Genomic DNA, 20,965 nt, shown 5'->3' on the forward strand with positions numbered 1-20,965 from the left:
CGCTCGTGGTGCCGGTCAGGTGTTCGCGGTGCGGTCGGAGACCAACCCGGCGATGGCCCGGTAAGTGGCCGGGAGGTTCTCCCGCCGGTGCGTCCATCGCATCAACTGCTTCCAGCGCTTGTGGTCGGCCAGGGCGCGCTCGACGGTGATCCGATCCGCCGAATGCGCGTGGCGGTGGTGCTTCCACCGCTCGTGGAACTCGGGCAGGGCACTCCGGTTCGGCTTGCGCGGCGGAGTGATGGCCTTCCCCGGGTGGCCACGTCGTAGTCCGAGGTACCCGTCGTCGAGCAGCACCTCCACCTCGGGGAAGTGCCGCAAACACGCGTCGATGCCCTCGGTGCGAGCCGCGGTGGCTGTTTCGTGCCGGGTGTGATGGAGGCTCTCAAACCTGGGAAGGATGAGAGTCATGCCAGCACCGAGGAAGTACCCGCCTGAGCTGCGCGAACGAGCGATCCGGATGGCCGTGGACGCCCGCCGCAACCCGACCACCCGCGACGGGGCCATCGCCCGAGTGGCCGACCAGTTGGGCATCAACCGCGAAACGCTGCGCAACTGGGTCACCCAGGCCGAGATCGACCAGGGGACCCGGCCCGGCACCACCACCGACCAGGCCCACAAGATCGCCGAGCTCGAACGCGAGGTGCGGGAACTGCGCCGGGCGAACGCGATCCTGAAGTCAGCGTCGGCTTTCTTCGCGGCGGAGCTCGACCGCCCACACACCAGGTAGTCGCCTACATCGACCTGTACCGGCAGGAGTTCGGGGTCGAGCCGATCTGTCAGGTGTTGCAGATCGCCCCGTCCACCTACTACGCGGCCAAGAGCCGAGCCCCGTCGCTGCGTTCGCGCACCGATGAGACCACCACCGCCAAGATCCGGCAGGTGCACACCGACAACTACGCCGTCTACGGGGTGCGCAAGGTCCACGCCGAACTCAACCGCCAAGGCCACCGGGTGGCCCGCTGCACCGTTCACCGGCTGATGCGCCAAGCCGGTTTGCGGGGCATCACCCGCGGCAAGAGCCCGCGCACCACCACCCCGGCCCCGGGCCCGGACACCAGGCCGGACCTGGTCGAGAGGGCGTTCACCGCGGACGCTCCGAACCGGTTGTGGGTCGCCGACATCACCTACATCCGCACCTTCGCCGGGTGGGTCTACGCCGCGTTCGTGATCGATGTGTTCTCCCGCCGCGTCGTGGGCTGGCAGGTGTCGAAGTCCTTGCGCACCGACCTGGCCCTGGACGCGTTGGAGATGGCGGTGTGGAACCGGTCCCATGTCGGCCGACGCATCGACGGCTTGGTTCACCACTCCGACCGCGGAGTGCAGTATCTGGCGGTGCGCTACACCCAGCGCCTGGCCGAGGCGGGAGCGGTGGCCTCGGTCGGCACCACCGGCGACTCCTATGACAACGCTCTGGCCGAGGCGTTCCACTCGTTGTTCAAGGCCGAGCTGATCCGCAACCGGGGCCCGTGGAGGAACCTGGACGAAGTGGAGATCGCGGTGGCCGAGTACGTGGACTGGTTCAACCACCGCCGTCTGCACGGCGAGATCGGCTTGGTCCCGCCGGCCGAGTTCGAAGACGGCTTCTACGGGCAGCGGGCCGGGTCAACAGAGGACGAAGCGTTGGTTCCGAGCCTCCAATAAACCAGGCACGAAACAGGCATCGTGCGTCCGCCCCGGTCGCATGGCGTCGGTCCACAACGTGCGCCCGTGGTGGTCGGCCACGACGGTGGCCTTCATCGTGTTCTGCTTCTTCTTGCCCGAGACGAACGCCCGTCGGCCGCCCCGCCCCGCGCGTGGCCGACGGACCTGGACCTCGGTGGCGTCCAGCCGCAGTTCCACACCCTCGGCGTGGGCGTAGGCGAACACGTCCTCCAGGGTGCGCAGCCGTACTCCCGGGCGGTTCGGGACCGCGCATCCGCGCTCGGCCAGCAGGTGGCGGATCTGGCCGATGGCACGGGTCATGGTGGAGTGGTCGACCCCGAACAGCAGGCCCAGGACGGCGTGCGGCAGGTCATGGCGCAGGTGGATCAGGGTGGCCACAAGACGGTCCACGCAGACCAACCGGTGCCGGGCATCCGCCCCGGCGGCCCGTTTCCTCGCCCCGCCCCGGACCTGGTCCCGGTGGTCTTCAACCGCTGCCTCCCAGGGGTGGGCCAGCTCTTCGCCGAGCGCGGCCAGGTGGTGACGGGAGACGCCGGTGAACCAGGGACGGGTCAGGACTGCGCGGTTGAGGTTGATCGCCACGGCCAGAGCATGCCACGGTCCTCCGACTAAGCCTCACCCGCTATCACGCACCAACTCGTAAAGAACCCGGTACGAGACACCGGACCACCACCGCCCACAAACGGGCCCGCGAATGTAGGGCCCTCCCCCAACACCGCGTGATGGACACCGACCCGGTGATCCGCCAGCGGGTCCTGGCCGACCTGGGACGGGGACACACACCCCGCCAGGTAGCGGGCCGGTTGAAGCTGGAGGCCGAGCGCACCAGTGTGGAGCCCATGGAAGGCTCGATCCCCACCGGCGGTGTCCGCATCGGCCACGAATCGCTCTATGCCTGGACCTACGCCCTGACCAAGGGCGAACTGGCCCGAATCGGCGTCATGCTGCCCTCCAAGCGCACCACACGCCGCCCTCGTCGCAAGAACGGCCTGTCCGGTGGGCGAATCGTGGGCATGCGCTCCATCCGCGAGCGCCCCGAGGAAGCTCTGGGACGCCGAGTCCCTGGACACCGGGAAGGCGATCGCGTGGTGGGCAAGGAGGGCAGGAGCGCGGTGATCACCCTGGTCGATCGCTAGAGCCGGTTCACGGTGCTCCTGGCCCTTCCCCAGGGGCGGGCAGCAGGTCATGTGGCCGATGTGTTCGTTGATCACGTGTCGGGGTCGCCGGAGTTGGTGCGCAAACCGCTGACGTGGGACCAGGGAACGGAGATGAGCCGTCACGCGGCTCTGACAGTGGCCACCGACCTGCCGGTGTTCTTCGCCGATGCGCACGGCCCCTGGCAGCGGTCCACGAACGAGAACACCAACCGGTTGATCCGGGAGTACCTGCTCGAGGGCACCGACATCGTCCGGCATCAGCCGTACTTGACCGCGATCGCCGAGGAGATCAACACCCGCCCTCGGGCGTGCCTGGGGTTCTACACACCCCAGGAGGTATTCCACAAGCTTCTACTCGAAGGTGGGAGCGCAGACGAGGAGGGTGTCGCTTCAACGAATTGACACCACCGATTCACGCGCCGCCCCGGAAAAACGCGTACCGACCGATCCGCCGAAGCCCTTTCCGCCCCCGGACGTCGTCGACCGAGGGGCGGTGGCGGACCTCCCCCCGCGCCGACACGGCCCACGTGCGCGGACCCCGCGCGGACGGGGCCGGCCCTCCGGCGGCGCATGGCGCCGGGGCTCCGTCGCCCCGGGACACCGTCCCGCACAACGGCACGGGATACGGTTGCAAAATCGTCGTTATATGAACGAAATAACGTCACATCGTCGACCATATGAACGCAAAAGCATGTCGGCATGTTCTTTTTTTATCAATATCCTACAGGGGTGACATACGTGAACCAAACGCTTAAAATCCTTTAGCGATGACGTAGCACCAACTCCTGGGATCGGGTGGTTCCGTGGTCGCTCAAGAGGGTTCTTTCGACATCGACACCACCGAGACGGTGGACATAGCGGATGTGGTGGTGGTCCAGTCCGCTCGGAGCAACGTCGACGACGAACACGTCCGACTGCTCGCCGGGATCGCGGCCGAACTGCCGCCGATCCTCGTCCACCACCCGTCCATGCGGGTCATCGACGGCTGCCACCGCGTCCGGGCCGCCCTCCTCAACGGCGCCACGACGATCCGGGCCCGCTTCTTCGACGGGTCCGAGGCGGAGGCGTTCGTCGAGGCGATCAGGCAGAACGTCGAGCACGGCCTGCCGCTGTCGCTCACCGACCGCAAGACCGCCGCCGCGCGGCTGATCGCGAGCCACCCCTCGTACTCCAACCGTGCCATCGCGCGCATCACCGGCCTCTCCGACGGGACGGTGCGGTCGCTGCGGGCGTCCGGGACGGCCGGTGACGGAGAGGGGGGTCGCCGGGGTCGTGACGGTCGGGTGCGTCCGTCGACCGCCGCAGAGGGCCGGATCCGGGCCCACAAAATGATCCAGAGCAACCCCGACGTGCCGCTGCGCACGGTCGCCACCCACGCCGGGGTCTCCCTGGGAACCGCGCACGACGTGCGCAAACGGCTACAGCGCGGTGATCACCCCGTGCCCCCGCGCCAGCGCCGCGCCCTGGGCCCGACGCGGTCTCCCGGCCCCGTCGAGGAGGCGGCTGACGGCGGGGCCGCGGGCCCGGCCGGGACGCCCACGGGGGAAGGACCGACCGGGCCCGCCACCCGTCCCGGTGCGCCGCCCGCGCCGGCCTCCCCCGACCGCACGCCCCGGGCGCTCCTGGAGGCGCTGTGTCGGGACCCGGCGCTGCGCTTCAACGAACAGGGCCGCCGTGTGCTGCGCTGGTTCACCCACGGGGCGATACCCGACGACGGGTGGCGCTCCTTCCTCCCCCACGTACCGGCGCACCAGGCCGAGGCGATGGCCGAGATCGCCCGGCTCTCGGCGCGGTCCTGGGCGGAGTTCGCCCGCGAGATCGAGCGCCTCGACCGGAAGGGCGGCTGAGGCGCCCGGCCCGAGGGACCGGGCGCGGGTCAGGCGGTGGCCATCCGCGTGCTGCTCCGCGAGAGCAGGTGGCGTCCGTCGACGACGAGGTGGTCGAGGTTCATGCGCGCGAAGGCGGCGACGGCCTCCTCCGGTGTCTCCACGATCGGCTCCCCCGCCACGTTGAACGAGGTGTTGAGCAGCACCGGACACCCGGTGCGGACTTCGAACTCCCCCAGCAGGTCGTGGAGCGTCGGGTTGGTGCCGCGGGCCAGGGTCTGCAATCGGGCGGTGCCGTCCACGTGCGTCACCGCCGGCACCGCGTCCGGTCGGCGGACGCCGGCGACAACGAGCATGTACGGGGTGGGGGCTTCCACGTCGAAGTACTCCGAGGCGCGCTCCTCGCGCACGACCGGCGCGTAGGGACGGAACCACTCGCGGTACTTCACGTTGTCGTTGAGGTGGTCGCGGACCGCAGCCGGGTAGGGCGCGGACAGGATACTGCGGTGGCCCAGGGCCCGCGGCCCGAACTCGGAGCGTCCGTCGAACCAGCCGACGGTGCGGCCCTCGGCGAGCAGACCGGCGACCGAGCCGGGCAGGTCGTCGGGGCGCGCGCACGGGAGGCCGCTCTCGGCGATGGCGGTCTCGGCGGCCGTGTGCCCGTGGTCGGGACCGAGGTAGGCGTCGGTGAGGCGGGGCAGTTCGCGCATCGGCACCCCCGACCCGACGTGCAGGCCGTAATAGGCGGCACCGAGGCTGATGCCGTTGTCGCCGGCGGCCGGGACCACGAACAGACGCTCGAAGGGCGTCTCCCTCAGGATCCGTCCGTTGGCGACGCTGTTGAGCGCCGTGCCCCCGGCCAGGCACAGGTCGCGGGCGCCGGTACGGGCGTGCAGGTCCCGGACGACGTGCACCATGGCCCGTTCCAGGACCTCCTGCGCGGCGTGGGCCAGGGCTGCGCGGGTGTCGAAGTCGCCTCCGGCGACGAGTGCGGCGCACGTGCGGTCGACGGCGTCGGCGTCGATGCGGACCTCCCCTCCGGGGCCGAGGTCGACGAGGGCTGCGAGGTCGTCCACGAAGCGCTGGTCACCGTAGGAGGCCAGCCCCATCGTCTTGCCGTCCTCGCTGACCTCGTGCGTGCCGGTCGGTCCCCGGTAGGCCAGACCGCAAGCGATGCTCACCGAGCGGTAGAAGTGTCCGAGCGAGTTGTCGGTGCTGCCGGGCTGGTAGTAGCCGCCGGCCGAGCCGTCGAGGCGGTGCTCGCCCGAGACGCGCGTCACCAGGTGCAGGCCGTCCTGGTCCCCGACGTACCCGCTGATCGTCTCGGCGGCGCGGGGGCCGTCCCCCTCACGGGTCCCGGAGACGAGGCTCCCGGAGTTGTCGCTGACCAGGACCGCGGCCCGGTCGAACCCGGAGCCGGCGAAGGTGCTGTAGGCGTGGGCGAGGTGGTGGTCGATCACGGTCAGCTTGCGGCGGACCGGGAAGGTGAAGGCGGGGGGCACCAGGTCACAGGCGACCGCGAGGTCGACTTCCTCGGGGGTCGTGCCGAGCTGGGCGGTGACGGCGCGTCGGCTGAGGCCGGCGAGCAGGTCGGAGCCGACACCGTACTTCTTGCGGGTGAGGCGTTCCTCGTCGATCGCGACGATGCGCGTGGGGTCCATCGCCGCGGCGGACCAGTCGTGGCCGGAGCCGCCGAGGCCGAGCACGGTGGGACGGTGGTTCGGGCGGGACATGGAGCCATCCTCTCTGTGGGGCCAGCCACCGAAGGGGCGTGTGGCGTGGCGTCGGTGGGTCCGGGGGCGGCCCCGGCGCCGCAGGGGTGGGTCCGGGGCGCGGCCGGTGGTCTGTGGTGTCCTCGGGCTGCGGCGGCGTTCGCCGGGTCGGGGCCCGCCCCGGCGAGGCCGGGGCGGGGACGTCCCGCCGTGACCGCCGTGTCCCCGACCGGTGTGCCGTTCCGGAGCCGCCCGCCCATCCGTTCAGCCGCTGTCCGGGGAGGGGCCGCGGCGACGCGGTCGCCGTCCGGGGGCCGCCGACGCGCTCCCCGACCGGCCCCGCCTTCCCTCAGGGGGCGGGGACGGCCGGTCGGGGTCCTCGGGGCGGGGCCGGTGGTGCTCGCGGCGGTGCAGCGCCACCGCGACGAGGCCGGCGACGAGGAACCCGCCGAGCGGGTAGAGCAGCGCCACCAGGCCGGCGCTGTCGGCCGCCGCCGGGGAGTGCGTGCCGGTCCCCCCTTGCGGCAGGGCGAGGAAGAACAGGGAACCGGCCACGACCGTGCCGAGCGAGCCGGCGATCTGGATGACGGCGTTCACGGTGCCCGACACGCCGCCCACGGCCTCCTCGGGAGCCCAAGACATCATCTTCTGGGTGATGCCGGGGGCGAACAGGCCCATGCCGAGGCCGCTGACGAAGAGGCCGGGCACCAGGCGCAGGGTGATGTCGCCGGTGCCGCCGAGGGCGCCGCCGGTGGCGAGGGCGTGGCCCAGCGAGGCGACCAGCAGGGCCATGCCGGCCGTGAGGAGCGCGGTCCCGAGAAGGACCTGTCGGCCGTCGATGCGGGCGAGGAGGGCGGGCAGGGAGGCCGAGTTGGCCGACAGGCCCACCCCGATCGGCCAGGCCATCAGGACCAGGCCAGTGGCCAGGGGGGACAGTCCGTGCCCGTCCTGGAGCTGAAGGGTGAGCACGAGGGTGTAGGCGCTCATCCCGGACCAGACCATGACGACGGCGACGAGGCCGACGGCGGGTTCGGGACGCCGGAACACCGTCATGGGCACCAGCACCGGGCGGCCCCGCTCCTCCCTGCGGCGCTGGGTGCGGACGAAGAGCGCCAGCAGGGCCAGACCGGCCAGTCCGCCGACCAGCGCGAACGGTGAGACGCTCCCGTGCCCCAGGGTGACGAGCGGGAACAGCACCAGGAGCAGTGCGGCGCCGACCGTGACCGTCCCGGCGAGGTCCAGGCCCGGACGGTCGTCGGTGCGCGACTCCTCCAGGTACCGGGCGCCGCCGAGGACGGCCAGGACGCCGATCGGGACGTTGATCAGGAACAGGATCCGCCACGACAGCTCTTCGGGACCGAGTTCGAGCAGCAGCCCGCCGATGGGCGGGGCGAGCCCGGCGCCGACCGCGACCACGGCCCCGTAGGCCCCGAACGCCCGCGGGCGCTCGCTCTCGGTGAAGGTGGTCTGGATGATGGAGAGCACCTGGGGGACCATGAGCGCCGCCCCGAGGCCGGCCGCGGCGCGTGCCGCGATGAGCGTCGTGGTGTCCGGGGCGAGGGCGCACGCCGCCGAGGCGACGGTGAACACCACGGTCCCGGCCAGGAAGGTGCGCCGCCGTCCCAGGATGTCGCCTAGCCGCCCGCCGAGGACGAGGAGCACGCCGAAGGCCAGCGCGTAGCCGGCCACGATCCACTGCAGTTCGGCCGGTGTCGCCCCGAGGCCGGCGGCCAGGTGGGGCGCCGCGATGACGACGACGCCGACGTCGATGAGGTCGACCAGGACGGCGGCGAGGACGATCGTGAGTCCCAGCCATCGTTGGCGGGGGGTCAGGGATCGGTCCGGGTGGGCCATCGGCGTTCCTCCTCGGGGTGGTGGGCGTCACGACCTGTTCAGGCCAGGACACCCGCCGATGTGCTGTGACGGACCGGTGACTCAACGCCCAACAGGGACTCCAGAGTAGGGGCTACGTCGTACAGGGACAGGCCCGGACGCGGGCCCGGGGAGGCACCGGTCCCGGCGAGCAGGAACACACCGGTGTCCCCGTGGTTGGCGTGGTCCGGACCGGTGTCGTTCTCGGTGGTGTGCAGGTCCTCGCCGCCTCCGAGGGTGGCCAGGGCACGGCGTCGCAGGTCGCCGAAGTACACCATCAGGTCCGGCGCGACCCCGTTGACCTCGGGGTAGATCTCGTGGGGGCGCAGGACGCGGTTGCGCATCGGCGCGCCGGTCTCGTCGGTCAGCGCCTCCAGCATGCGGGCGATCCGGTCCGCGGTGTCCTCGTGTTCGGCGGCCGGGACCGTGCCGGTGGGCTCACGGCCCTCGACGTTGAGGAAGACGCGACCGTAGTAGCCGCCCTCGGCCCAGGCGACGGTGCGGGTCCAGTCGACCGATGCCTTCGCCAGGGGGATCCGGTGGTCCGGTTCCTCCCGCAGCACCAGCAGGCCCTCGCGGCGCAGCCACTCGTTGACGCGGAACCCGCCGACCATGGGTTGTGCGCCGTGGTCGGACACGACCATCACCGCCGTGTCCTCGGGCAGGGTCTCCAGGAGTCCGGCGATCTGGCGGTCGAGCGCACGGTAGTACTGCGTGAACAGGTCGGCGTGGCGGTTGCCCGGCTCGTGGCGGGGGTGCTCGGGGTCGCAGTGCTTCCAGAACGCGTGGTGGAGGCGGTCCGGCCCCATGTCCACGAGGGTGAGCAGGTCCCACTCCCGGGTGGTCGCGAGGTGTCGGGCCACGTCGAAGCGCTGCTCGCTCATGTCGAAGATCTCCTGGGAGATCCGTTCCGGCTCCGGGGAGCGGAAGTTCGCCACGTCGAGCCGGTAGCCGCCGGTGAGGGCGGCGAGCTCGTCGGCGAGACCGACCGGGTGGGTGAACCGGGCGTCGGTGGAGGGGGCCATGAAGCACGACACCATCGACCCCAGGATGGGGGTGGTGGGATACGTGCCCGGTACGCCCAGCACGATGCTGGTGCCGCCCGCGGCGGAGACCAGGTCCCAGATGCGGGGGCGGCGGATCTTGCGCGCGGTCGCGAACTCCATCGGACCGTAACCGTGGTCGGCCCGGTCGCGGAAGCCGTAGATCCCGAGTTCGCCGGGGGTGGCGCCCGAGAGCATGCAGGCCCAGGCGGGCATGGTGATGGGGGGGTCGATGCTGCGCATCGGTCCCCAGACCGCTTTCTCCTTCAGGCGGGTGAGGGTGGGCATGTCCGCGGAGTGCTTGTCGAAGAGCAGTTCCGGGGGGACCCCGTCCAGGCCGATGACGGCGACGCGGCGCGGTGTGGCCATCGTGATCGTTCTCCTTTCCTCGGGATGGGTCGCGTACCCGCTGTAGGCTGCCCACCGGACGCGGGATAGTGATGAGAGCCGGGGAGGGGTGCCGTCGTGACGGGACCGGACAGGGTCGGGGCCGCTGCTTGTCTGGTGCTGGTGGTGGACGGGTCGGTGTCGGCCCGGAGCTGGCGTGACCTGCTCTCCCCCCTGGTCGAGGTGCGCACGGTGTCCGTCCCGGAGGCTGTCGACGGGGCGGGCCCGGGGTCCGTCGTCGCCGACTGGCCGGCCGACCGACCGTGGGCGCTGTTCGTCTCCGGGGCGGCGGCGCCCGGCCTGGTGGCCCGGGTCGCGGAGGTCGGGCCCGCCCCGTCGCGGGTGTTCCTCGCCTCGGCAGGGGGCGTCTTGGCCGACCCGGTCGCGCCCCCCGTCCGGCCGGTGACGGTGGTGCTGGCGGAGGACGCGTCCGAGGAGGAGCGTGCGCGGGCGACCTCCTGGGCTCCGGCCGGGGAGCACGCCGGTGACCTGGTGGTGCGGCTGGTGCCCGCCGGGCAGGAACCGCCCGCGGTGTGCCACCCGCACCTGGCCCGGGGCGTGCGCGAGGACCTCTCGCTGCCCTGACGGGCGGGCGGTCATCCGGTCGGCCCCGGTTCGACCAGCCGGTGCAGCTCGGTCGGTGAGAGCGCCGCGAGGTCGACGTCGTCGTCGAGGTCGGCCCCGAGGTCCTGCTCCAGGAGGATCGCCAGTTCGACCATCCGCGAGGACTCGACGACGAGTTGGTCGCGCAGGGCGACGTCGGGCGCCAGTTCGGTTCCCGTCACCCCCAACGTGCCGTACAGCACGGACCGGAACTCGGTCGGGGTCATGCGAGCGTCCTTTCGTGGCTGTCGTGTCGTGCCGGGCGCAGCGGCAGGTCCTGCTCGTAGCGCAGCCCGCAGCGCAGGGCGGTCTCCGCCTTGCCCAGCTCGGTGCCGAGGTAGCCGGTGTGGGCCGGGTCGGTGATCACTCCGGCCTCCAGCAGGCCGAGCACCATCGATTCGGCGCGACGGCCGCGCATGCGGTAGCGCGGTGTGAGGTCGGCGTCGAACACGCGCAGGAGCACGGCGCCCTCGGCGTGGTCGGCGGTGATCACCACGAACCCCTGGAGGGCGGTCGACAGGTCGCGGCGTCTGCCCCGCGGGCGCAGCTCCGTCGGTTCGGCGGTCCCGACCGGTTCGGGGACGGGTCCGGCGGGCGGGGCCGGGGCCCGGCGGACGGCGGCGCGCAGTTCCGCCACCCGCGCCGCGAGTTCCCCCTCGTCGTCGACGCCGCGCGCGTCGTGCCAGGTCAACTGGTTCCGGAAGCGCTCCACCTGGGCGACGCCCAGTCCCGGCAGGCGCGCGTCGTAGCCCTCGGCGCGTCGGATGCGGCCGCCGTCACCGTCGATGCCGTGGCGCAGCAGGGCGATCAGGCTCTGTCCCGGGCGGAACAGGCGCGAGTCCGCCCCGCACACCAGCAGCGCCCGGAGCGAGGGGCGGGCGAGCACGGCGCGGACGATCTGTTCGATGCCGATGTTGGCCGTGCGCAGCGGTGCGGCCACCGCGACCCCGGACAGGTCCCTGAGGCGGTCGGCCAGTCCGGTGTCGGTCAGGGTGCAGACGGCGACGCCGTCACCAGGTGGCACCGGCGCCCTCCCCCGTGTAGGAACGCTGCGCCCCGCCGGGGGCGGGGTCGGGCAGGGTTGAGCTGATCTCCGCCACGCGCAGGCCCATGCGGTGCAGGTGTTTGCCGAGGCGCAGTTGCTCGGTCTTCATCTGGTCGATCCGGGCGTCGAAGTAGCGTTCGACGTCGAGCACCTGGGCCGCCCGCTTGTCGTGGTCGAGGCGTCCGGAGAGCGCGTCGTCGACGTTGCTGCGGAAGAAGTCGACGTTGTGCTGCGACATCTCCTGGCGGATCGCGCGGATCCTCTCCTTGAACGTCTCGATGCGCTCCATCGCCTCGGGCACGTGGTGGAAGCGTCGGTGGAGTCGGGAGATGAACGTTTGGAGGACGACGTTGAAGGTCTCGAACTCGAACACCGAGGACTGCTCGGTGATCACCCCGCGCCGGTGGTAGTCGTCGTTGTTGTAGAGCGAGGCGAAGTGGGTGGCCAGCACCTCCACCCGTTCGTCCTGGTAGGTGTAGCCGTAGGGGTCGAGTTCGTTCAGGTAGGCGTCGGTGAGCAGGCCGTCGTCGGTCATCCTCCGCACGATCTTGGTGCCCGGGTAGATCTCCAGCCGCTCGGTCATACGGCGCAGGTTGTGGCCCGCGTTGTGCCGCAGGAACTCCGCGTTCTCCAGGATCGTCTCGACCGTCGCGTAGGGGTGGAACGGGATGAAGCCCATCGCGAGGTAGATCCCGTGCTGTTCCAGCATCCGGATCACGGTGACGTTGTCCTGCACCGTCGCCTTCTTCTCCCAGAGCAGCAGCTCCTCGGGGACGCCGGACTCGATGCCGACGTTGGCCTTCTCCAGGCCGGCGCGCACCAGCAGGTCCAGCAGCGCGTGGTCCTCCGGGGTGTCCTTCCAGTTCTCCGCCCGCATGCAGACGTTGAAGTAGATGTCCAGTCCCTCGTCGAGGATGCCCTGGGCGATCCTGCGGACCCGTTCCTTGCCCAGACGGCCGCCGTCGGGGTCCTCGAACGTGGAGTCGATGAAGTCGAAGGTGCGGAACCGGTGGTTGCGCACCAGTTGGACGATCTCGTCCACCACCCGCTCCGGGCTGCGTCCCCGCCACGCCTTGCCCTGTTGGACCCGGTTGTTGGTGTGCGGGGCCGCGCAGAACGTGCAGCGGGCCACGCAGCCGCGGCTGGTGCTCACCCGCACGTACTCCAGCTCGTTGCCGTGGGAGACGAGTTGGTCGCGGGCCGGGTGCGGGAGCGCGTCGAGGTCGTGGACCAGCGGCCGGGTCGGGTTCTGGCGCGGTCTGCCCCGGGCGTCGCGGTAGCAGATGCCGGGGCAGTCGGAGAGGTCGTCCCCGAGCGCGATGCGTTGCACGAGGTCGAGGATGGTGGGTTCGCCCTCCCCGACGGCGACGACGTCGGCGTGCGGGATCCGGCGGAGCACCTCGGTCCCGGCGAAGGTGCCGGCCGGGCCGCCGCAGGCGATCACCGCGTCCGGGAGCGCCTCGGCGAGGCGTTCGGAGAGCGCGGCGGCGCTGACGACGTTGAGGCTCATCAGGGTGAAGCACACCAGCGCCGGGTCGTACTCGACGAGTTCGGCGATGGTGCGCTCCTCGTCGAGGCCGTGTCGCACCTCGCGGATCTCGCAGGTGAAACCCGCCTCGCGCAGCACGCTCGCCATGAAGGCCACGCCCAGGTGTTCGGGGGACATCACCAGGTCGCCGTCGAGCAGGATGAGGAAGCTGGTCCGCACGGAGGCGGGGTCGGTGATCTCCGGGTCGATCTCGATGGAGAACGCCCCCGGCTTCTCCCTGCGCACCGGGGTGATGGGGATGTCGGTGGGGCTCATGCCGTACCTCCAGTGGTCCGCTGCGCGCGCCGGCCGGTGTCGGCGGCGCGGCCGTCCATGTCGGGGGCGTCCACGCCCAGTGCGCCGAGAAGGGTCGGGGCCACGTCGGTCATGTCCACCCGGGCCGGGAAGCGGTCCCGGTCCGCGCCGCGGGCGTGGAAGATCGCGTTGCCCCGCGTGTGCGTGCCGGTGAACACGTCGGTGCCGACCGTCGCCGCGGGCGCCCACGTGCCCCGGGGCTGGACCCCGAGGGCGGGCGTGGCCAGCAGGTCGGCACCGCGTTCCAGCAGCGGGCCGCTGTAGACCTGAGCGGCGGTCTCCACGGCGTCGAACACCGGCGGTCCGTCGACGTCGGGGCCGATCCGGGTGCCGTCGCGGCGCAGGGCGCGCAGTTCGTCGGCGATCTCGTCGCGTACCGCGTCGGCGTCCTCGTCGCTCAGGGAGCCGGATGGGAAGCGGCTCTTGCGGTGCAGGTACACCCGTGCCGGGTCCAGCGCGAACGCCTGGGAGCGGGCGTCGAGGTCGGTCAGCCGGGGGGTGATCTGAGCCGGGGCCAGCCAACCGCCCTCGCGCAACCATCCGTTGAGGGCGAACTGGCAGGTCGCCGGCCCGAAACCGTGGTCGCTGACGAGGAAGAGCGCGTCCTCGTCGTCGACGAGGGCGACCAGCCGTGCGAGGGCTGCGTCGACCTCGCGGTAGAAGTCGACGACGGCGTCGTGCAGCGGATGGCCGGGGTCGTCGAGCGGGCCCCACAGGAAGTGCTGCACGCGGTCGGTCTCGGTGATTACGGCCACGCCCAGGTCCCAGTCGGGTTCCGCGCCGTCGCGGCCCAGCACGGCCTCGAACCCGCGGACGCGGGCGCGCAGCGCGCGCACCGCGCGGGCCAGGAAGGCGTGCGGGTCGGCGGCGACGTCGCCGATCTCCATGTCGAGTTCGTAGTCGAGCGCGGAGAGGGTGTCGGCGAGTCGTGGCGGGAACACCGCGCGGGACAGGCGCGGGGCGACGAAGCCCGACACAAGTGCGCCGTGGAGGATCGGCGCCGGGTAGGTGCCCGGCACGTTGAGGCAGGCGGTGCGCAGTCCCGCCCGTGCCGCGACCTCCCACATCGTGGGGGCGGCGAGGGTGCGCGCGTCGGCGTAGAACGTGTCGTACCCGCCGGGGAGCAGGTCCACGAACCCGAACACACCGTGCCGGGCCGGGTTGACCCCGGTCAGGAACGACGCCCAGCTCGTCGAGCTGATCTCCGGCAGGGGCGCCACCAGTTCCGCGCACGGGCCGCTCTCCAGCAGTGCGGCGGCGGTGGGCATCACGCCCCCGGCGGCGAGCCGGTGCAGCAGGTCGAGGGTCATGCCGTCGAGGCCGACGGCTAGGGCCCGGTTCATCGGATTCCTTCCTGGGGTCGACCGGTGGTGGGTGCTCAGCAGGTGATGAGGGCCCTCCCCGAGCACCACGGCGGGACCTCGCGGCCCAGGGCCGCGGCCAGTGTGGCGGCCATGTCCACCGGCCGGGCGGGCGCGGCACCGGGAAGGGCGGTCCCGGTGTCCGGACCGAGGGCGGCCCAGTAGGAGTCGGGTCGGTGCCAGCCGCTCTGCCAGGTGCGGTGGACGTGGTGGGCCCAGCTCGGGTCGCCCAGGGGCAGGTAGCGCCAGTCGTGGGGTTCCAGGACCAGGTCGGGGGCGAGTTCGGTGGCGGACCCCGGGTAGACCTCCTCGCGGGGGGACACCGAACGGACCAGGGGCAGGCCGGTGCGGGGGTTGATCGCGCCGAGCAGAGCTTCGGCGACGTCCTTGCGCGCGGTCTCGTAGTCGTCGGGGGAGACCGTGCCCCGCTCGTAGCGGCCGGTGAGGTTGACGTTGACGCCGTGGGTGCCCTGGACCGCCTCGAAGGCCCGGCTCGCCCCGAAGTCCACGCGTCCGTCGGCGTCGTGGGTCAGGAGCCCGGCCGAGGCCAGCGCGTCGTTGATCGAGCAGTACGAGCGCACGGGACCGAACCCGATCTCGGAGAAGGCGATGAGGGTGGTGCGGCCGTCGAGTCGGCGGAGCATGCGTCCGAGCACGTCGTCGGCGGTCTTGTAGGCATCGAACACGGCGCTGTGGGAGGGGTCGGCGTCCTCGCGTTCGAGTTCCTGCCAGAAGATGTGCGAGGTTCGGTCGATGGCCGTCAGGTTGACCACGGTGACGTCGGCACCCCGGTCGTGCAGGTGCTCGGCGGCGGCGGCGCGTCGCCGGTCGGCCTCCAACAGACGTTGGAGCACGGAGGCGCGGGGTCCCCCGTCCCACCACACCGACACGTCGTGCACCGGGCGGATGCCCTCCCGGTCCAATTCGCGTTGGAGTTCGCGGGGGTGGCAGCCGCGCAGTGTGGGGCGCATGGGGTAGGTGATCAGCCAGCCGTCGAACGGTTCGGCGGGGTGGGTGCCGAACAGTCCCACGGAGGCGAAGCGCAGGTCGGCGAACTCCGGGCGCTGCCAGAGCAGCGGCAGCCGCCGTTCCCGGGAACCCAGCACCGCCGGACGGTAGTCGGGGCTGTGGCACGACCAGTAGGAGTGGAACCCGTGGTCGCCGGGGCGCGCCCCGGTGAGCAGGCTCAGCAGGCCCGGTGGTTCGTAGGGGACACCGTCGGCCCGCAGCGCTCCCCCCGCCCCGAGGGTCCGCAGGCGTGCGAAGGCCGGCAGCCGGCCCTCGGCGCACCATCGGTCCAACAGTCGGGGTGTGGCGCCCTCGGTGACCACCACGATCGCGCGTCGATCACTCGGCACTGCTCCTCCTCGTCGCTCGCGCTCCTGCCGGTCCGGCCGGCGGCTCAGCCGGAGAGCCGCTCGCTGACGTAGGCGCTGAGGACGTCGAGGTCGTCGACGAGGCGCACCGAGAGGTCCTCGTCGGCGATCTCGATGTCGAACTCGTTCTCCACCCAGATCAGGAACTCCAGGGTGTTGATCGAGTCCAGGCCCAGCGTGTCCACGATGTCCTTCTCGGGGAGGCTGGCCGGATCCCGTTTGAGTTCGAGGGAGGCGACCATGACCTTCTTCAGCCGATCCTTGACGTCGCTCAAGTCGTCGTTCCCTTCCCTGGGGTCGGTTTCGGTCGGGGGTTGCTTCACAGGTAGCCCATCGCGCGCAGCCGGGAGCTGGTGAAGGCCAGGTCCTCGTCCTTGTCGGCGGCGTCCCCGGGGAGGCCGGTCCCGGTGACGGGGTCCGCGGGCAGCGGCGCCGGCGGGGTCGGGGGGCGGGAGAACGCGTCCTCGTGGACGCGGCCGTCGACGTCGTCGGGCCAGGCGATCCCGTGCGCGGCGAACATCGTCGGAACGGTGTCGACCAGGCGGAAGGTCTCGGTCCGGCGCCCCGGGACGACGTCGGGCGAGCGCTGCGCCCAGAGGCCCTCGTGGCGGTGCAGCCCGGTCTGGGCGCTCGGCCCCCAGAGCGGGGCCGAGGGGTCGCAGACCGGTATGACGGTCTCGTCGGCGGGCAGCAGCACGAAGTCCGGGGCGCGGTGCGTCCAGGGGCCCGGGTAGACCTCCTCGCGCGGCAGGACCGCGCGGAAGACCCGGTCGCCGGTGGGCGTGCGCAGGTCGAGGAGCGACTGCAGGTCCTCCAGCAACCGGGCGCGGTCCCTCGGCGCGACGCGACCGCGCACCTGGCGGCCCCGCTGGTTGACGTTGAGGCCGTAGCTGCCCGGCACGGGCATGTAGACCGACGTGCGGGCGAAGTCGACGGTGCGTCCGCCGCCGGTGAACCAGTGCGCGCCCCGGTCCGCGTCCCCGTCGCCGGAGGCCGCGGTGGCGAGCAGGCCGGCCTCCTCCAGCAGGCCGTGCAGGCCCAGGGAGTGGCGTCCGCGCCCGAGCCCGTGGTCGGACACCAGCACGACGGTGGTGTCGTCGTCGACGAGCCCGACCAGTTCGCCGATGGCGTCGTCAACGGCGCGGTGGATGCGCGTCATCGCCTCGTCCCACCCGGAGCCGGGCGGCGGGGTCTCGTGCCCGGGGTGGTCGGGGTCGCCGAAGTGCCAGTAATGGTGTCCCACCCGGTCGGGCTCGGTGATCACGACCATGGTCACGTCGGTGGGCCTGGTGCTCATCAGGTGTCGGGTCGAGCGCACGCGCGCCGCGACGTTGGCGACCGCCTCGTCGATGTAGCCGTGGTCGCCCCGGAACATGCAGGCGAGGTCGGGCTGGAAGTGCGCCCCGGCCGTCGCCAGCTCGCGCAGCAGCGTCGGCGGCCGGCAGTAGCGCAGGGTCTGCCGCAGCGGCCAGGTCAGTTGGTAGCCGGGCAGGTCGCGCGGCGGGTGGGACATGGGGACGTTGATCATCCCGCCGGACCAGCCCTGGGCCGCCGCCCACTCCCACATCGAGGAGCGGCCCAGATCCGGCGCGCCGACCAGCGTCTCCCCGTAGGCGGGGTGCTGGGTGTCGAAGAACTGGTAGATGCCGTGACGTCCGGGGTGGGACGCGCTGGTCATGGTGGCCCACCCCGGCGCGGTGTGGGCCGGCCAGGTCGTGGAGGTGACCGCGCTCGCGCTGTCCCGCAGCAGCGCGGCCGTGTGCGGCAGCTCCCCGCGTCGGATGAGGGGGTCGATGGTGTCGAAGCTGCCGCCGTCGATCCCGATGACGAGGACGCGTGGGGTCGGCACGGGACGGCCTTTCGGTGTCGAGGGCATGGGTGACCGGACGGGCTCGGCCGAGGCCGGTGAATCACGATCGTCATGACGTCCGCGAGATTCGTCAACCGTTCTCCGACTTTTCGAATGAACACCCCGGACCGAGTGAACCGGTAACGCATGTTCGACTGCGCAAGATGCGCACTCGCCCTCGTTCTCGCTGTTCACGGCCGCGTAAATCGTGTGGTTGAACGGCTTCCATATTTCCCGACCACCGCGCCTTGACAGCGAATCGAATGGTTCCCAAGGTTATGGGAGTCCGCTTTGGCGAGTGATTCCGGAAAAAGACGAACGCCGCGGTGAGCACGAGAAGTCCGCGGCGCGTGAGTCCGACACCCGCCGTGCCCTTCGCCCCCCCGACTCGGAGGACGACGTGCCGCACGACCGTCAGGAACTGAACCTTCCCCCGTGGCCCCAGTACGGCGCGGCCGAACGCGAGGGGCTGCTCGGGGTCCTGGAACAACCGGGGTGGTGGCGTCAGGCCGGCAGCCGGGTGGAGACCTTCGAGCGCGCCTTCGCCGAGCGGCACGGCGCACCGTACTGTCTGGCCGTGAGCAGCGGGACCGCGGCGTTGGAGCTCGCCCTGGAGAGCATGGGCGTCGGCCCGGGGGACGAGGTGGTCGTCCCCGCGTTCACCTTCATCTCCTGTTCGCTCGCGGTGCAGCGGCTGGGCGCCGTGCCGGTGCCCGCCGACGTCGACCTCGACACCTACTGTCTCGACGTCGACGCGACGGCCGCGGCCCTCGGCCCCCGCACGAAGGTGATCATGGCCGTGCACATGGCCGGCCAGTTCGCCGACGTGGACGCGCTGGACGCGTTGGCCCGGTCGGCGGGCGTGGAGGTGCTGCACGACTCCGCGCACGCGCACGGGGCGCGTTGGCGCGGCCGTCACGCCGGGGAGCTGGGTGGGATCGCCACCTTCAGCTTCCAGAACGGCAAGCTGATGACCGGGGGCGAGGGCGGCGCGATCCTGTTCCCGGACCGCGAACGCTACGAGGACGCCTACCTCCGCCACAGTTGCGGGCGCCCCGCCGACGACCGGCACTACGAGCACCGCACCCAGGGTTCCAACCAGAGGATGCCCGAGTTCGTCGCGGCCGTGCTGAGCGGACAGCTCGCCCGCCTCGACGAGCACCTGTCCGTGCGCGAGCGCGGCGCCGAGGTGCTGGAGAAGGAGCTGGCCGCGGTGCCGGGCGTGGTGCCGGCCGGCCGCGACGAGCGGTGCGACCTCCACAGCCACTACATGGCCATGTTCCGTGTCCCCGGGATCGACGACCGTCGTCGCCGCGCGCTGGTCGACAACCTGGTCGACCGTGGTGTCCCCGCCTTCGTCGGTTTCCCGCCGATCTACCGGACCGAGGGATGGGGGCGGGGCCCCACGCGGGGCGAGGACGTCGGGAGCGACGCCGCTCGCTGCCCGAACAGCGAGCTGATCGGCCGTGAGTGCGTCTGGTTGCACCACCGTGTCCTGCTCGCCGACCCGGACACGGTGCGCGCCGTGGCCGCGCACGTGGGGGAGGCCGTGGCGGCGTGAGTCCGGCGCCCCGACCCGTGATCTCGGTCGTCGTGCCCACCGGAGGGGGACGGCCCGAACGGTTGCGTCCGACCCTGGCCTGTCTGGCGGCGCAACGCGACGCGCCGCCCCACGAGGTGGTGGTAGTCGTCGACGCGGACGAGGTCCCCGCCGAGGTGGGCGCCGCTCCCGGCCCGCCTGCCCGTGACGGGGTCGGGAGCGCGCCCCCGCTCGTGGTGGTGCGCGGCCCCGGCCGCGGTCGGGCGGCGGCACGCAACGCCGGCGTGGCCGCCGCCTCGGCCCCGCGTCTGGTCTTCGTCGACGACGACGTGCTGGTCGGCGAGGATTTCCTCGCCGCCCACCACCGGGCCCGCGGCCCCAGCCTGTTCTGCCACGGACGCATGCGCGAGCTGCCCACGGCCGCCGCCCTGGTCGCCGAGTTGGCCGAGGGGGACGCCGCCGACGCCCGGGACGCCCGGCGCGCCCTGGGGGCCGGCCGGACACGGGCGCCGCGCCGCCGTCTGGTGACCAACGCGTTGGAGCGCGCGGTGGAGGGGATGGACGCCGGGACCGTGCCCGACGTCGCCCCGTGGCTCGGCTCGGTGGGGGCCAACCTCGCCGTGGACCGCGCCGAGGTGGAGGCCGTCGGCGGTTTCGACGAGTCCTTCGGCACGACGTGGGGCTGCGAGGACCTCGAACTGGGCCGACGTCTGCACGGGCGCGGTCTGCGCCGGCGGCTGGTGCCCGACGCCCTGGGGGTTCACCTCAGCCACGGCCGCCCCGACCGCTGGGAGCAGCACGCCCGCAATCTGGAGCGCTTCGCGGCGCTGCACCCCGAGCCCGCCGTGACGCACCTGGCGGAGCTGCTCTGCGCCGACGGGGACCCGGTCCGGTACGTCGACGCGGTGCGCCGGGGGGATGCCCCGTGACCGGACTGCCCTCCGGGGGGACCGTGGACCACCTGGTGCTCTCCCCCCACCCCGACGACGCCGTCTGGTCCCTGGGGGCCCGGATCGCGCGCTGGCGGCGCGAGGGGGCACGGGTCCTGGTGCTCACCGTGTTCGACGGACCGGACCCGGACCCCGTCCCGGGCGGGGCCTCCCGAGCGCTGTCGGCACCGCCCTCGGCACGCAGGGCCGAGGACCGCGCCGCGCTGTCGCTCCTGGGTCTGGCGCCGCACTCGCTCGGGCTCGCCGACGCGGCGGCCCGCCGCAGCGACGGCGTCCCGCGCTACCCGTCGGTGACCCGCCTGTTCTCGACGCCGCACCCGGACGACGCCGCCCTGGTGGACCGGATCGCGGAGGCGATCGCACGCCACCGGGACGGGGGCACGCTCGTCCACGCGCCGCTCGCGGCCGGGGACCACGTGGACCACAGGCTGACGCGGGCGGCCGTCGAGCGCGCGGGGGTCGGGGCGCCGGCCTGGTACGAGGACTTCCCCTACACCGTGCGGGCACGGCACCGCCAGGGCCTGGCCAGGCGCGCCTCGGCGCTGACCGAGGCCGACACCGAGGTCTGGTTGGAGGCCGCGCGGTGCTACACGAGCCAGGCCCGCTCGCTGTTCGGCGGCACGGACGCCCTCACCGCCGCGCTGCGCGAGCGGGCACGCCCCCGCGAGGGGGACGACCCCGCCCGTCCGCACGCGCACCACTGGGTCCGTGCCTGAGGACACGGCGCCGCGACATCAAC

General features: G+C 72.3%; 18 protein-coding genes, 1 pseudogene and 1 other annotated feature. Of the genes and pseudogenes, 7 read left to right on the forward strand and 12 right to left on the reverse strand.

The features are described from left to right. Positions 1 to 15 precede the first annotated feature (15 nt). Positions 16 to 318, reverse strand: a complete 303-nt coding sequence (locus tag KGD83_RS16280) for a hypothetical protein (protein ID WP_212640007.1) — start codon at positions 316 to 318, stop codon at positions 16 to 18. 88 nt (positions 319 to 406) lie between these two features. Between KGD83_RS16280 and KGD83_RS16285 the strand changes: the two genes are divergently transcribed. Next, positions 407 to 1,641 (forward strand): IS3 family transposase gene (locus KGD83_RS16285; protein ID WP_249351898.1). Its coding sequence is split into 2 segments (ribosomal slippage): positions 407 to 686 and positions 686 to 1,641, totalling 1,236 coding nucleotides; the frame shifts between segments, so codons are not numbered across the junction. Beyond that, positions 685 to 798, forward strand: a sequence feature (AL1L pseudoknot). (Overlaps the previous gene by 114 nt.) On the opposite strand, the gene KGD83_RS16290 is transcribed toward KGD83_RS16285, so the two are convergent. Next, positions 1,603 to 2,244 (reverse strand): transposase family protein, encoded by a 642-nt coding sequence (locus tag KGD83_RS16290; protein WP_212640008.1) that lies wholly within the window; start codon positions 2,242 to 2,244, stop codon positions 1,603 to 1,605. The genes KGD83_RS16285 and KGD83_RS16290 overlap by 39 nt on opposite strands. Positions 2,245 to 2,321: 77 nt before the next feature. Between KGD83_RS16290 and KGD83_RS29295 the strand changes: the two are divergent. Both KGD83_RS29295 and KGD83_RS16305 read left to right on the forward strand, forming a co-directional pair. Then, positions 2,322 to 3,221 (forward strand): annotated as a pseudogene (locus tag KGD83_RS29295) (IS30 family transposase); the annotation flags it as partial. A gap of 401 nt (positions 3,222 to 3,622) precedes the next feature. Further along, complete coding sequence (locus KGD83_RS16305) at positions 3,623 to 4,666, forward strand: ParB/RepB/Spo0J family partition protein (protein WP_212640011.1); 1,044 nt, start codon at positions 3,623 to 3,625, stop codon at positions 4,664 to 4,666. 29 nt (positions 4,667 to 4,695) lie between these two features. Here the strand turns inward: KGD83_RS16305 and KGD83_RS16310 are convergent, their stop codons facing one another. The 3 genes from KGD83_RS16310 to KGD83_RS16320 all read right to left on the reverse strand — a co-directional run bounded on the left by KGD83_RS16310 (position 4,696) and on the right by KGD83_RS16320 (position 9,641). Beyond that, positions 4,696 to 6,378, reverse strand: coding sequence for a carbamoyltransferase family protein (locus KGD83_RS16310; RefSeq protein WP_212640012.1), 1,683 nt, complete (start codon positions 6,376 to 6,378; stop codon positions 4,696 to 4,698). 243 nt (positions 6,379 to 6,621) lie between these two features. Beyond that, positions 6,622 to 8,211 (reverse strand): MFS transporter, encoded by a 1,590-nt coding sequence (locus tag KGD83_RS16315; protein ID WP_212640013.1) that lies wholly within the window; start codon positions 8,209 to 8,211, stop codon positions 6,622 to 6,624. 38 nt (positions 8,212 to 8,249) lie between these two features. After that, on the reverse strand, positions 8,250 to 9,641 hold the full coding sequence (locus tag KGD83_RS16320) for an alkaline phosphatase family protein (protein ID WP_212640014.1): 1,392 nt from the start codon (positions 9,639 to 9,641) through the stop codon (positions 8,250 to 8,252). Positions 9,642 to 9,737: 96 nt separating this feature from the next. On the opposite strand from KGD83_RS16320, the gene KGD83_RS16325 reads away from it, so the two are divergent. After that, on the forward strand, positions 9,738 to 10,244 hold the full coding sequence (locus KGD83_RS16325) for a hypothetical protein (protein ID WP_212640015.1): 507 nt from the start codon (positions 9,738 to 9,740) through the stop codon (positions 10,242 to 10,244). Positions 10,245 to 10,255: 11 nt separating this feature from the next. Here the strand turns inward: KGD83_RS16325 and KGD83_RS16330 are convergent, their stop codons facing one another. Genes KGD83_RS16330 through KGD83_RS16360 form a run of 7 tightly spaced genes read right to left on the reverse strand, consistent with a single transcriptional unit; the run spans position 10,256 to position 17,736 of the window. Beyond that, the gene (locus KGD83_RS16330) at positions 10,256 to 10,489 is read right to left on the reverse strand and encodes a hypothetical protein (RefSeq protein ID WP_212640016.1); all 234 of its coding nucleotides are present in this window, start codon (positions 10,487 to 10,489) and stop codon (positions 10,256 to 10,258) included. Beyond that, complete coding sequence (locus KGD83_RS16335; RefSeq protein WP_212640017.1) at positions 10,486 to 11,286, reverse strand: DUF4346 domain-containing protein; 801 nt, start codon at positions 11,284 to 11,286, stop codon at positions 10,486 to 10,488. The genes KGD83_RS16330 and KGD83_RS16335 overlap by 4 nt, the downstream gene beginning before the upstream one ends. Next, positions 11,273 to 13,111 carry a B12-binding domain-containing radical SAM protein gene (locus KGD83_RS16340; RefSeq protein WP_212640018.1) on the reverse strand — a complete coding sequence of 613 codons (1,839 nt, stop codon included), beginning with the start codon at positions 13,109 to 13,111 and terminating at the stop codon, positions 11,273 to 11,275. The genes KGD83_RS16335 and KGD83_RS16340 overlap by 14 nt, the downstream gene beginning before the upstream one ends. Further along, a complete protein-coding gene (locus tag KGD83_RS16345) occupies positions 13,108 to 14,493 on the reverse strand; it encodes an alkaline phosphatase family protein (protein WP_212640019.1) in 1,386 nt (461 codons plus the stop codon). The genes KGD83_RS16340 and KGD83_RS16345 overlap by 4 nt, the downstream gene beginning before the upstream one ends. A gap of 35 nt (positions 14,494 to 14,528) precedes the next feature. Beyond that, on the reverse strand, positions 14,529 to 15,869 hold the full coding sequence (locus KGD83_RS16350; RefSeq protein WP_212640020.1) for an alkaline phosphatase family protein: 1,341 nt from the start codon (positions 15,867 to 15,869) through the stop codon (positions 14,529 to 14,531). A 44-nt stretch (positions 15,870 to 15,913) separates the two neighbouring features. Next, on the reverse strand, positions 15,914 to 16,162 hold the full coding sequence (locus KGD83_RS16355; protein WP_212640021.1) for a phosphopantetheine-binding protein: 249 nt from the start codon (positions 16,160 to 16,162) through the stop codon (positions 15,914 to 15,916). Between the two features lie 44 nt (positions 16,163 to 16,206). Continuing rightward, positions 16,207 to 17,736: an alkaline phosphatase family protein gene (locus KGD83_RS16360; RefSeq protein ID WP_212640022.1), complete on the reverse strand. Its 1,530-nt coding sequence runs from the start codon at positions 17,734 to 17,736 to the stop codon at positions 16,207 to 16,209. Between the two features lie 400 nt (positions 17,737 to 18,136). Here KGD83_RS16360 and KGD83_RS16365 point away from each other — a divergent pair, with 400 nt between their 5' ends. The 3 genes from KGD83_RS16365 to KGD83_RS16375 are packed head-to-tail and all read left to right on the forward strand — an operon-like array spanning position 18,137 to position 20,942. Then, on the forward strand, positions 18,137 to 19,297 hold the full coding sequence (locus tag KGD83_RS16365) for a DegT/DnrJ/EryC1/StrS aminotransferase family protein (RefSeq protein ID WP_249351899.1): 1,161 nt from the start codon (positions 18,137 to 18,139) through the stop codon (positions 19,295 to 19,297). Beyond that, positions 19,294 to 20,205 carry a glycosyltransferase family 2 protein gene (locus KGD83_RS16370; RefSeq protein WP_212640023.1) on the forward strand — a complete coding sequence of 304 codons (912 nt, stop codon included), beginning with the start codon at positions 19,294 to 19,296 and terminating at the stop codon, positions 20,203 to 20,205. Before KGD83_RS16365 ends, KGD83_RS16370 begins: the two co-directional genes overlap by 4 nt. Further along, positions 20,202 to 20,942, forward strand: coding sequence for a PIG-L deacetylase family protein (locus KGD83_RS16375; protein WP_212640024.1), 741 nt, complete (start codon positions 20,202 to 20,204; stop codon positions 20,940 to 20,942). Before KGD83_RS16370 ends, KGD83_RS16375 begins: the two co-directional genes overlap by 4 nt. The last annotated feature ends 23 nt before the right edge of the window (positions 20,943 to 20,965 follow it).

Origin of the sequence: Nocardiopsis akebiae (genome assembly GCF_018316795.1) — a bacterium.
In the GTDB taxonomy this organism is placed as follows: domain Bacteria; phylum Actinomycetota; class Actinomycetes; order Streptosporangiales; family Streptosporangiaceae; genus Nocardiopsis; species Nocardiopsis dassonvillei.

What these genes read in the sequence shown, in the direction of transcription:
- KGD83_RS16310 (WP_212640012.1), bottom strand. Translation starts at nt 6,378, where the DNA reads ATGTCCCGCCCGAACCACCGTCCCACCGTGCTCGGCCTCGGCGGCTCC.
- KGD83_RS16315 (WP_212640013.1), bottom strand. Translation starts at nt 8,211, where the DNA reads ATGGCCCACCCGGACCGATCCCTGACCCCCCGCCAACGATGGCTGGGA.
- KGD83_RS16320 (WP_212640014.1), bottom strand. Translation starts at nt 9,641, where the DNA reads ATGGCCACACCGCGCCGCGTCGCCGTCATCGGCCTGGACGGGGTCCCC.
- KGD83_RS16330 (WP_212640016.1), bottom strand. Translation starts at nt 10,489, where the DNA reads ATGACCCCGACCGAGTTCCGGTCCGTGCTGTACGGCACGTTGGGGGTG.
- KGD83_RS16340 (WP_212640018.1), bottom strand. Translation starts at nt 13,111, where the DNA reads ATGAGCCCCACCGACATCCCCATCACCCCGGTGCGCAGGGAGAAGCCG.
- KGD83_RS16345 (WP_212640019.1), bottom strand. Translation starts at nt 14,493, where the DNA reads ATGAACCGGGCCCTAGCCGTCGGCCTCGACGGCATGACCCTCGACCTG.